Source organism: Nitrospiraceae bacterium (genome assembly GCA_020632595.1).
GTDB lineage: Bacteria > Nitrospirota > Nitrospiria > Nitrospirales > UBA8639 > Nitrospira_E.
In genome coordinates this window covers 978322-989360 of record JACKFF010000001.1, presented here as the reverse complement: position 1 = coordinate 989360, position 11039 = coordinate 978322, and the positions used below count along the sequence as shown (strand labels likewise).

The window sequence follows — 11039 nt, the reverse complement described above, 5'->3', positions numbered from 1 at the left end:
TCGGAGGGAAATACGCGTAAAAAACTCATGTGCGTGGGAATTTTAGTGATAATTTTGAGGGGGACTGGAAAGAACTACCCTGATCTGTCACACGAAGAACTAATATAAAGTATTCAAATGTTCATTGTTGCCATTCTCATTGCCATCCCATTTCCTCGTTCTCTTCTTGATTGGGTTATCTGTATGACTTGCCTGGGCCCGTAGTTTGCGCGTGAATAGAGAGGAACGCGCATTTTTTCATAATAATTCCTATATGGTCTTCGAATGTCATGAATGGTTGAATCATTCGGAAGATCTCTCAGGGCACACTTTTTCTGTTCCATTAATATGTAGATTGATATAAACTACGAAACCTTTATAATTAAGCTGAGTTATCGTGGACCAGGATAGTGTCATGCCCCCAACGTCCTTTCCTGACATGCCTACCTGCCTGATCAAGGCCATTCCCAAACTATTTTTATATACTCTTCCGGATCATGGCTTCTCTGATCCGGATCACGACGCCTTGAAAATTAAAAGAAATGCCATGTACGGTGGACAACATTGTCATTTTTTACCAGCCAGCCTGAAACTATGTAGAGGCGATAGACACTCTAGAGAATATTGATGAAACGGAATGAGAAAGGACGCACAATGCGGAAAGCTCACGAGAAGGTCTTGCCTTTAGGGGCTATCGTTTTTGTCCTGATATTGCTGGGTGGAGTGTTTCCGTCCATGGCTCAGGCCGTTGGCCTCACCATCAACTTTTCCGGATCAGGCACTGGAAGGGTTGAAGCAAATTCGCCAGGGACAGACACGTTGAATATTTTTTCGAGTAACACGCTAGACTATGATCAAAATTCTTCTGTCACGCTTACCGCGACTCCGACGGGGATTGGGGCAACGGAGTCAATCTTCAGTAGCTGGGCTGGTTGTGCTAACACATCTGGAAATCAGTGCACCGTGGTTATGGATGCTGTCAAGACGGTGACCGTGACCTTTAACCTCGCCACGGTCACTCCCCCGGTGACCCCTCCAGTCAATCTTACTCTCAATTTTGCAGGAACTGGAACGGGACAGGTTGCTGGAAGTGGGGCGGGAACAGCACCTTTCACTGTATTTAATAGTGCAACAATTCCCTATGATCTTGTTCAGCCACCATCTTCTGTCACTCTCACAGCCACTCCGACTGGTTTGGGGGCGTCCCTATCAACCTTTACTGGTTGGAGCGGCGCTGGGTGTTCAGGCACGGGCACCTGTACGGTGAGTATGTCGGCGGCACGGACGGTGACTGCAACATTTACTCTTGTGCAACGGACATTGACGGTAACGAAAGCCGGGACGGGCAGTGGGACGGTGACCAGTGCGCCCGGCGGCATCTCCTGTGGGAACGACTGTACCGAGAGCTATGCCAATGGAACCTCGGTGACGCTGACGGCCGTGGCGAGTGCCGGTTCGACGTTTGCGGGGTGGAGCGGCAGCGGCTGTTCGGGCACCGGCACGTGCACGGTGAGTATGACGGCTGCGTGGTCGGTGACCGCCACGTTTACGACGGTGCAACGGACGCTGACGGTGACGAAAACCGGGACGGGTAGTGGGACGGTGACCAGTGCGCCCGGCGGCATCTCTTGCGGGAACGACTGTACCGAGGGCTATGCCAATGGGACGTCGGTGACGCTGACGGGGGTGGCGAATGCCGGCTCGACGTTTGCGGGGTGGAGCGGCAGCGGCTGTTCGGGCACGGGCCATTGTATCGTGACCATGACAGCGGCGCACGCGGTGACCGCCACGTTTACGACCGTGCAGCAGACCCTGACGGTGACGAAAGCCGGGACGGGCAGTGGGACAGTCAGCAGTAATCCCGGGGGCATCTCCTGTGGGAATGACTGCAGCGAGGCATATGCCAATGGGACGTCGGTGACGCTCACGGCCGTGGCGAGTGCGGGATCGACGTTCATAGGTTGGAGTGGTAGCGGGTGTGAGGGCACGGGCACGGGCACCTGCACGGTGAGCATGACGGCCGCGCGCACCGTCACGGCCACCTTTACTCAGAATCCAGGTAATCAACCGCCTAAGGTAATTGCTGGTCCCTCAATCACCATTGCGTTACCGAATACGGCTGCGCTGAACGGTACGGTGACGGATGATGGCCTCCCGGCCACACCAGGGACGGTTTCTAGTACCTGGACTAAAGTGAGCGGGCCGGGTACGGTTACCTTTGGTAATGCGTCGGCCCTGAGTACCACGGCTAGTTTCAGTCAAGCGGGCACCTATGTATTGCGGTTGTCTGCGACAGATGGTGAGTTCTTACGTAGTTCAGATTTGACCATTACTGCGAACAATCTGGGTGCAAGAAAATTATCAAACGATTTGAACGCTGACGGAACCGCAGACCTTCTTTGGCGAAATAGCCTCAATGGGCTTGTGGTGGGCTGGCTCATGAACGATGCTGCGGTGACCAATACCGGTGTATTGGGTGGTGTTCCATCGAATTGGCAGATCATGGGTACGGGCGATGTGAATGCCGACGGCCAGGCCGACGTGATTTGGCGAAATACGACGACCGGGGTTGTAGCGGTGTGGTTTATGAACGGCTTGACTCACACGTCGACGGGATTTCCGGGGAGCGCGTCGCTCAAATATGCCATCAAAGGAATTGGTGATGTGGATGGCAACGGAACCGCGGATCTTATCTGGCACAATAGCGTCAGCGGGGGCTTGGCTGTCTGGCTTATGAACGGGTCGACCATTACCAAATTTGGGTTCCCTGGCAGTGCGCCTGTGCAATGGGAAGTCGCCGGTGTCGGTGATGTGAATGCCGATGAAAAAGCCGATGTGATTTGGCGGAACACGACGACCGGGGCGGTGGCGGTGTGGTTCATGAATGGCTTGACCCACACCTCGACAGGATTTCCAGGGAGTGCCCCTCTCAGTTATGTCATTAAGGAAATCGGGGATGTGGATGGCAACGGAACGGCCGATATCGTCTGGCACAATAAGTTAAATGGTTCGGTGGCCATCTGGATTATGAACGGGCCCACGGTGGCTTTTGTCGGATTTCCTGGTGGAGTGCCCCTGGACTGGCAGATCACGGGGTTGGGTGACGTGAACGCCGATGGTCAGGATGACGTTATTTGGCAAAACCGCGCTAGCGGAGCGGTGGCGCTGTGGTTAATGAACGGGAAAGACGTCATGGATACCAAATTCCCGAGCGGCACCTCTACTGACTGGGAGATTCAATAAGGATGGTCTCATAATTGAGCCCGGCTTAATGTTGAATGCCAAACTGGAAAGGCAAACTGGGGAATGGTAATTTCATCGTAGCGCTGCCGGAGCCGCTCGTTTTTCTCACCTCAAGGTGAGCCGGCCTGTCAGTCCGGCAGTTTCGTCAGAACGCGAAACCTACGGTATAAACGGTAGAACAAAACTTTGGCTCTCTATGAAAGCCTCACATCTTCGGGTGTGAGGCTTTTTTCATCGAAAACTTTTCCTCAGGTTTTATTTTGCTCTCTTGGGAATACGGTAAGAGACGTTTTCCAGCTTATAGGGAGGGGCTCTCATTGATCCTCTGTGGCATGTCAACGCATCTCGCCGATTTTGCTTCTCAGGACAAATCCCTTGGTTTCATTGCGGTTGCGTTTTCTCTTCTGCGTAAATGGTTTGTCCTCTCCGGCTGATTGATAAAAACGTGTTCGTCTGGTTCATGCGCCCTGCTTCGAAATCGAACTTTTCCCAGTAGGAAGACGCCCGACATTTTCACCCAAACCTGGTTGCTTTTCTTCCGATCGAAGAGACGAACCGCCATTCGTCTCCTTTCTTTTTTCAATCAGGATTCTCCGTAATTTCAGGTTGAGTTTTAAAAGAAGTCTGAAACTAGAGAATGATCGAGTTCTATCGGTGATTTTTGAAATTGATGACTTCAAAGGGAAATGGCCCTTGAAATATAAGGAAGGAATGACTCTTTGGGTGTTCTCCATGAGTGAGAATTTCCAACGTTTTTGATGAGTCCGGGAAGAAAATAAAGAAATGGCGAGTGAGGAAAGATCCGGAATGTGGTGGCTGTTTTTTAAGAATGGAATTGTCTATCCGATAAGGTTAGTCAACCTTGCTTATGTAATCTTTTATGTCAAATCAATTGATGTCGAATCACGCAACACCCCACGTACCCGGTCTGGCCCGGACCATCATATCTCTCATTTTGGTTGGAATGGTTTGTCTGTCCGTCCCGTCACGGAGCTTCGGGTATAAAATCGAGATTGGTGTTTCAGGCCCGATTGGGGGGGATTCAGTGACCGAGGAAAATGGACGTACGGAAATCCAATTAGACACGGGTACGGTAATCGGCCCGGACGGTGAAGCCGGCTCTGCCTATGCCACAGCTAATTTAGCCACGGGAACCCTCGCGCTTAAAGTGACCTCGACGACTCCCGATCAAAGTTCGCAGGAGGGCATGGGATTGGCCTCCATTCAAATCAATGACCGGTTGAGGTTTTCGCTGGATCCCGGTGTGGCCAGTGCCAACATCAGATTTTCAATGAGGGTTGATGGGTTTCCCTCTTGTCGGGATTTGTCTTCCAATTGCTTTACCAATGCCATCATTCGTTTGGGAGAGGTGAGTGATCAGGCTCTTGGCCTTCCTTTACCTGAGCCAAAGGAGTTGGAGGTCAGGGTCACCGTTGTTGATGGGCAGGAGCTACCGATTGAAGCGTTTTTATCGGCCAGGGTCGAGATGAATAACCTCATTGATGTCAGCGATCCAAGTGCGACTATCCGATTGATCCTTCCCAAGGGCGTGAGTTTTACCTCAGAATCTGGGGTGTTTCTCGGCCTTCAACCTCCTTTTGAGGAACCGGCGCCCCGTGCCCCTGTCAGTTCCGATCTCAATGGAGATGGTAAGGCGGATATTGTCTGGCGCAATGTGAGAACCGGTGAAGTGGCGGTGTGGTTAATGAATGGTGGTTTGATTGGTTCGTCCGGTCTCCTGGGTGGGGTCTCATCCGATTGGCAGATCGTTGGAGTGGGTGATGTAAGTAATGACGGAATGGCTGATATTGTCTGGCGCAACACTCTTAGTGGCGCCGTGGCTGTATGGTATTTGAACGGGTTGACGATCACATCAGCTAGTTTTCCCGGGAGCGCTTCGTTGGATTGGGTGATTAAGGGAGTGGGCGATATGGACGGCAATGGAAGTGCCGATCTCATCTGGCACAATAAGCAAAACGGCGCTGTTGCGGTCTGGCTCATGGATGGGCCCTCAATTAGCAGATTCCGTTCACTGCCCGGTGTGCCTTTAGCGTGGCAGATCGTCGGGATCGGTGATGTGAATGCGGATGGTCTGGCGGACATCATTTGGCGCCATAGCGGAGGGGTATCTGCCGTGTGGGTGATGGATGAGGCAACGATTACCTCGGTGGGATTCCTTGGAGGGACCACACCAGAGTGGGAGAAAGCAGGCTTTGGTGATCTGAACGGGGATGGGATGACGGACATGGTCTGGCGTCATACCGGTACCGGGAAGGTGGGGATCTGGTTGATGAACGGAGGAATGATTGAGGAATCCGGCTTTTTGCCGGGTATGCACTCGGGGTGGCGTATTGCGCAGGTTGGTGACGCAAATGGAGATGGGAATGCCGATGTGATCTGGCATAATCGCAGTACAGGACAGGTGGCGGTCTGGCTCATGGATGGCCTGACCTTGTCCTCGACAGAATTTCCCGGCAGCACCTAAGTATGCTGTTACAGAAGATGTTTTCAGAACTTTCGTCCGATAAGCGCCTCTATGAAAGATCGTTTCTTTGTCCCCCCGCTCAATTCGCCCATTGAAAATGGGCAAATCCGATTCTTTGAATCCTGCTCTGCATGCTTTGGATAGCCAAAGCCCCGCTAGAGTGAGAGACTCATCATGCTGGCGTTTTTCCCCTCCAAGAAATTGATTTCCCTTTTCACCGGGTTGCGCTCAATTTCACGTGTTCAAAAAGGTCCTGTATTGCTCTAAAGGCGACAACCACGGAAAGGGTTAAGGCAGACTGTTTTAGAGTGTGGGCATCAGCAGGCGAGTACCCAAGAATTACGGAATCTTGATGACAATATCTCAAGGGGAAAAAAAGGATATGCCGACGTTGAAGAGACAGCCATTCAATCCAATATTTCGATCACCAATCCCTGCGTTGGAAATATGATGGAAGCGAATACCGACGGTCACCGACGTGTTCTCTGTCACAAAATACGAGACACCCGGACCCGTTTGGAGCACGAAATTAAATTGCGTGCTTTGTTCGGGAATCCGGGGCCCCAGGTCCGTCCACAACATGCCTGCTCCACCATCCCAAAATGGCATCCACCGTCCAAAGTCGAGGAAATTATATTTCACCATTAATGAGCCTCCGAACGCTGAGGCGCTAAACGGTTGGTAATAGTGGGCAGCCAACGGTTCAATTAACACTTCGACATTACCCGAGGTCAAACCTGAGCCAATCTCATCCGTCAACACCAGTCCCAATTGAGGTAGGAAATAGACAGCACTGCGATTCGCTGACGGTTCATTCCCGAAGGCGTTATTCCCTTGCCAATACCCGGTGAGAAATCCGAATTCGAGGGTGCCCTTGGTTACACGATTTCTCGCATCAACATCTGCCCCCCAAGTCGTTCCAATCATAAGAAGCATCAACAGCACGGCGATCATTTCGATGATGAATTGTTCCCTTTTGAATCCCTTGAACATGTAAATTCCTTTTGTTTGTCTAAAAATCATGCCGATGAATCAGTTGGGAAATTTGCAAGTTAAGCGTCATTCGGCTTCCGGTATCGACAACTCCCTTGCGGGCATTTCATGAAATTCAAATAATGAGCAGGAATTTCTCATAATTGGAACAAACAATTCAATGAACTTTTTATTCTAAAGGGTTACAATCTTAGGACTATTGAGGTCAAAAAATGGAATCTTCACCTTTATCTTTGAATACGCCATCCAAGAAAGTTGTGAAAGATCCCCTTGCGAGGCTGTCTTTGGCCGTCCGCGAGTTAGATCAACTCATCAACCGGGCCAATCAACTGGCCCATCTCTCAGAGCAAGCCCTCCCTATGGACAACTCAAACCAGTCTGAGCCGTCCGTGCCACCCCAGAAGCCCTGACGCCGATCGATTTAGTGACAGCAATTTTCCTCAAGCCTCTTAAAATCTGTTTCTTTCCTCTACCAAAAAGAATTTTTATTTTTTACAGTGATCACGCTGTGAAATTTCCCAACAACAATCTATGCAACTCAAACGGTTTTCCGAGACACCTGGCCATTGTTCCCGGGGACGAAGAGAGAGCCGGGCTTTAAATGGATTCCAATGGCTTGTGAGTCTTGAGGTTCCTGAGTCAGATAAACTCAGAGGGGCATTTTGCCGGGCGGCCGAATAGATGCTTGGGCTGGCTGCAGACAGGGATTCGTTCCCGCTTCACTTCAAGTGGATGGCTCGTTTTATGAAACTGAATCGCCATTGGGTCTGTTTCTCTAAAGCAGAGTCAACTCCTCCCTGTTCATTTTTCTTCTGCGTGAGTCGGATTCGGAGTTCATGCTTCTCTCCGTGGTCGCTGTGCGCCACACAATGGTGTCGGAGTCGGGACCTCAAGCTGAAACGCGAGACCCGAGAGCCTCAAACAGTCCACGAGGTCACCCGCCCCGAACCCCTGCCTCCACGCACGCTTGCCCCGAGCGTGGGCGATCGTCGATTCGGTGAGCCCCGCTCACCCTGGTTCTGGCGTAAACGCCGCTTCGGTCATCCAGAGGCGATGGAGCAGGATGGCCAATTTACGGGCCACGGCCACATTCGCCTTGCCCTGTCCCCGCTTCTTGGCTCACTTCCCCCCCACCGTTTGAGCGTACAGCTCCCTTTCGTCCGGGTCAGCAAGACATGGGCCGCTTCGACGAACAGCCAGCGCCGCAGCTTGTCCCCCTTCTTTACTGATCCGTCCGTGATAGTTGGCGGCCCCGGACTGATAGACCCGAGGCACCAACCCCAGATAGGCAGCCACTTGCGTCGAGGTGCGAAACCGGGTGGGATCCTCGAGCGTGGCCACAGACGTCCCCGCCACCAAGGGCCCCACGCCCGGCACTGGCCTCAAGCGCTGACAGATCGGATCCTGCTGCACCTGCTTGGTGACATGACGGGCCAACGTCTTGGCACCCTCCTGCGCCTGGTGATAAACCAGAAGTAAGGGCTCCAGGGCCGTGGTCAGAGCCGGAACCGGCTCCGCCACCAAGGCCTGCACGGTGGCGACGAACTGCCCCGCAGACACCGCGCCGACTTTGACCCCATGCGCCCGCAACAAGCCCCGAATCCGAGCGGCTTGGGCTGTCTCGACGAGCCCATTGCGGGCTTGCAGGTGGGCCCGTTGCAGACGGGCCGCAGGGGTTTTCCGATGCACCGCTGTGTACCACCCAACCTGCGCCAGTTTCGCCAGATTCCGCGCATCCAACTTGTCCGTCTTGTTCTTGGTCTGAATCACCGCCTTGGCTCGCCGTGGATCAATGAGGATCACCTCATGCCCCTGCGTCTCCAACTGCTGCGCGACCCATGCCGCTAAGGGCGCCGCTTCCACCACACATCGTAAGCGGCCCAACCCCGTCAACGCCTTGCCCAACTCACGGCCTTCGGTCGCGACCATCTGTTCGCGGACGCGGGTGCCTTGTTCGTTCACGATACACACCGCACTGGCTTCGCTTGCCAAATCAATGCCACAGGAGTTCATGGGTGTCCTCCTTGAGTGGGAGGCGTCGAGTGACGACCTCGGATAATCATCACGATTGCGGGACTCAGGGAGGGTGTCCCTTTTTTTGATCAGCATGTCTACTTCAGCCTCTGCTTTATACCACCTGAATATTGTAAGAATTATGCTTTTTCATCCGCTTCTGAATCACTGACGCTCACCCGAGAAAAATGGTGGAGTGTCCAAAAGGCCGGTCCAGTCCAGTCCTAGGCTGCTCGAAGGAAAGGCGCAGCCGCTTGAACGAGCGGAGTGTACAGAGGAGCACCTGAGCACGGCCTAGGGGCGAGAACGCCGTTGGCGGCATTTTTCAACACTCCCCCTTTGTAATTTGGTGGGATGAATGACAGAGTTGAACGATGCTTGCTAATGATTCCCCGGCATTACCGGACAAGAAGGATGGAGGGATTAATGAGGGGAGTTGAAATGATCGATGCCGTCCCCTGGCTTACCATTCCGGTTGCCTTGGCCAGCGTTCAGTTTGAGGCTACTTGTGGTTGGCGTGCAGGGCTTTGGCTTCCGATGAAAGCGATACCGTGTCCTGGGTGGAGGAAGGCGACGGGTTTCCTTGGGGTTGGGGAACGACGGCAGCTTGGATGAGTGGAAGCGAAGCTTGGGTGAGGAAGTTGGCGGCCGCTAATGCAGAAAATTCACTCATGGAAATTCTTCTCTCCTTAGGGTCTTGTCGGTTGAGTATGTGGAATACTTGACCTGTTTCGGCCAGAAACTTCAGGATCTCTGCTTTATGCATGTGGGAATGATCAGGGAAAGCTATCGTCTTGTGGCTATAAAATGCCAATGGCGTTTAATAGGACAATAAACACGGCAATGGGGGCGATGTAGCGTACAAGGGACTGCCAGGCAAAGTAGAGGCTGGGATGCTGGATGTTGAGTTCGGATTGGGTGCTTTCGGCCTTCATGAGCCAGCCGGCAAAGAGGGCAATGAGAATCCCGCCCAGTGGGAGCATGAGATTGGATGTCACAAAATCTAACAGATCAAAGAAGGTGAGTCCGAAAAATTTGAATTCTGCCCACCAGTTGAATGACCAGACTGTTCCAAGGCCAAACAACCAGGTGGTGAACCCTGAATACAGGGCAGCCTTGATTCGTGATAATCCATAAGTTTCAATGAGCCATGTCACCAGGGGCTCGATCAAAGAAATCGACGACGTCCAGGCAGCCACAAGCAAGAGAATGAAAAAGAGCGAACCGAAGGCGAGGCCGCCGGGCATGTTGCCGAACGCGACGGGCAGTGTTTGAAAAATGAGACCTGGACCGGAGCCTGGTTCCATATTGTTTGCAAATACAATTGGAAAAATGGCCATGCCGGCTAACAAGGCAACCAGGGTGTCAGCCAGGCCAATGATAATTGAGGTGGAGCCGATTGACGTGTCCTTGGGAACATACGAGCCGTAGATCATGATGGTGCCCATGCCAAGACTGAGGCTAAAGAAGGCCTGCCCCATGGCCGTCAGCATGCTCGCGCCGGTCAATTTACTGAAGTCCGGCGTAAAGAGAAATTCCAGACCTTTGCCAAAAAACCCCGTGGTCATGCTGTAGGCGACCATGAGCAGCAAAAGGAGGAAAAGGGTCGGCATGAGAAATTGAATCGCTTTTTCCAATCCCCCCTTGACCCCTCCTGCCACGACGGTCATGGTCAGGATCATAAATACCGTGTGCCAGAGGAAGAGTGTGGCTCCGCTTCCTATAAAATTGTTAAAGGTATCTGCAGCGAATTGGCCCGAGGTTCCGGTGAAAGTCCCCGCACCTGACTTGAAGATATAGGCTAGCGTCCAGCCGCCAATGACGCTGTAGTAGGAAAGGATCAGCATACCAGCCAGAGTGCCGGACCAGCCAACAATTTGCCACCATTGTGTGGTGTTGGTTTCTTCCGCCAGTACTTGCATGGAACGAATTGGCGTGGAGCGCCCTCTCCGGCCCAACAAAATTTCGGCCATCATTAAGGGAATCCCCAGGGCTCCCACGCAGAGGACATACACCAGAACAAAGGCACTCCCTCCATTTTGTCCCGTAAGATAGGGGAATTTCCAAATATTGCCCAACCCAACGGCCGCACCGGTGGCCGCGAGGATAAAGGTCCATCGGGAGGACCATTGGCCATGCATGGATTGTCGATCGGAAATATTCATTGAGTATTGGAATTCTACCTGGAAATCCGGTGGAGTGTAGTGTAGGTGTCAGGTACTTTCAAGGTCTTTGGGGGATGTCCGGCGGAGAGATAATGCCTGACTTGAGATGTCACTCCTGTCTGACTATAGTGTCGTCTTCTCTGTTTCGATGGTGTGTTCTT

7 protein-coding genes are annotated in these 11039 nt (G+C 52.6%); 3 read left to right on the top strand and 4 right to left on the bottom strand.

The features are described from left to right. Nucleotides 1-633: 633 nt before the first annotated feature. Nucleotides 634-3222 carry a VCBS repeat-containing protein gene (locus tag H6750_04525; protein MCB9773572.1) on the top strand — a complete coding sequence of 863 codons (2589 nt, stop codon included), beginning with the start codon at nucleotides 634-636 and terminating at the stop codon, nucleotides 3220-3222. 1045 nt (nucleotides 3223-4267) lie between these two features. Further along, nucleotides 4268-5707 carry a VCBS repeat-containing protein gene (locus H6750_04520; protein MCB9773571.1) on the top strand — a complete coding sequence of 480 codons (1440 nt, stop codon included), beginning with the start codon at nucleotides 4268-4270 and terminating at the stop codon, nucleotides 5705-5707. A gap of 363 nt (nucleotides 5708-6070) precedes the next feature. Here H6750_04520 and H6750_04515 read toward each other — a convergent pair whose 3' ends face one another. Further along, nucleotides 6071-6700 carry an acyloxyacyl hydrolase gene (locus tag H6750_04515; GenBank protein ID MCB9773570.1) on the bottom strand — a complete coding sequence of 210 codons (630 nt, stop codon included), beginning with the start codon at nucleotides 6698-6700 and terminating at the stop codon, nucleotides 6071-6073. 212 nt (nucleotides 6701-6912) lie between these two features. Here H6750_04515 and H6750_04510 point away from each other — a divergent pair, with 212 nt between their 5' ends. Then, entirely contained in the window at nucleotides 6913-7110 is a 198-nt protein-coding gene (locus H6750_04510) for a hypothetical protein (protein MCB9773569.1), read from the top strand. Between the two features lie 709 nt (nucleotides 7111-7819). On the opposite strand, the gene H6750_04505 is transcribed toward H6750_04510, so the two are convergent. The 3 genes from H6750_04505 to H6750_04495 all read right to left on the bottom strand — a co-directional run bounded on the left by H6750_04505 (nucleotide 7820) and on the right by H6750_04495 (nucleotide 10878). Beyond that, a complete protein-coding gene (locus H6750_04505; GenBank protein MCB9773568.1) occupies nucleotides 7820-8713 on the bottom strand; it encodes an IS110 family transposase in 894 nt (297 codons plus the stop codon). Between the two features lie 502 nt (nucleotides 8714-9215). Continuing rightward, nucleotides 9216-9386 (bottom strand): hypothetical protein, encoded by a 171-nt coding sequence (locus H6750_04500; GenBank protein MCB9773567.1) that lies wholly within the window; start codon nucleotides 9384-9386, stop codon nucleotides 9216-9218. 127 nt (nucleotides 9387-9513) lie between these two features. Beyond that, nucleotides 9514-10878, bottom strand: a complete 1365-nt coding sequence (locus tag H6750_04495; GenBank protein ID MCB9773566.1) for a sodium-dependent transporter — start codon at nucleotides 10876-10878, stop codon at nucleotides 9514-9516. Nucleotides 10879-11039 lie beyond the last annotated feature (161 nt).

Coding starts and splice junctions, on each gene's coding strand:
- H6750_04525 (MCB9773572.1), top strand. CDS start 634: ATGCGGAAAGCTCACGAGAAGGTCTTGCCTTTAGGGGCTATCGTTTTT.
- H6750_04510 (MCB9773569.1), top strand. CDS start 6,913: ATGGAATCTTCACCTTTATCTTTGAATACGCCATCCAAGAAAGTTGTG.
- H6750_04505 (MCB9773568.1), bottom strand. CDS start 8,713: ATGAACTCCTGTGGCATTGATTTGGCAAGCGAAGCCAGTGCGGTGTGT.
- H6750_04500 (MCB9773567.1), bottom strand. CDS start 9,386: ATGAGTGAATTTTCTGCATTAGCGGCCGCCAACTTCCTCACCCAAGCT.
- H6750_04495 (MCB9773566.1), bottom strand. CDS start 10,878: ATGAATATTTCCGATCGACAATCCATGCATGGCCAATGGTCCTCCCGA.
- H6750_04515 (MCB9773570.1), bottom strand. CDS start 6,700: ATGTTCAAGGGATTCAAAAGGGAACAATTCATCATCGAAATGATCGCC.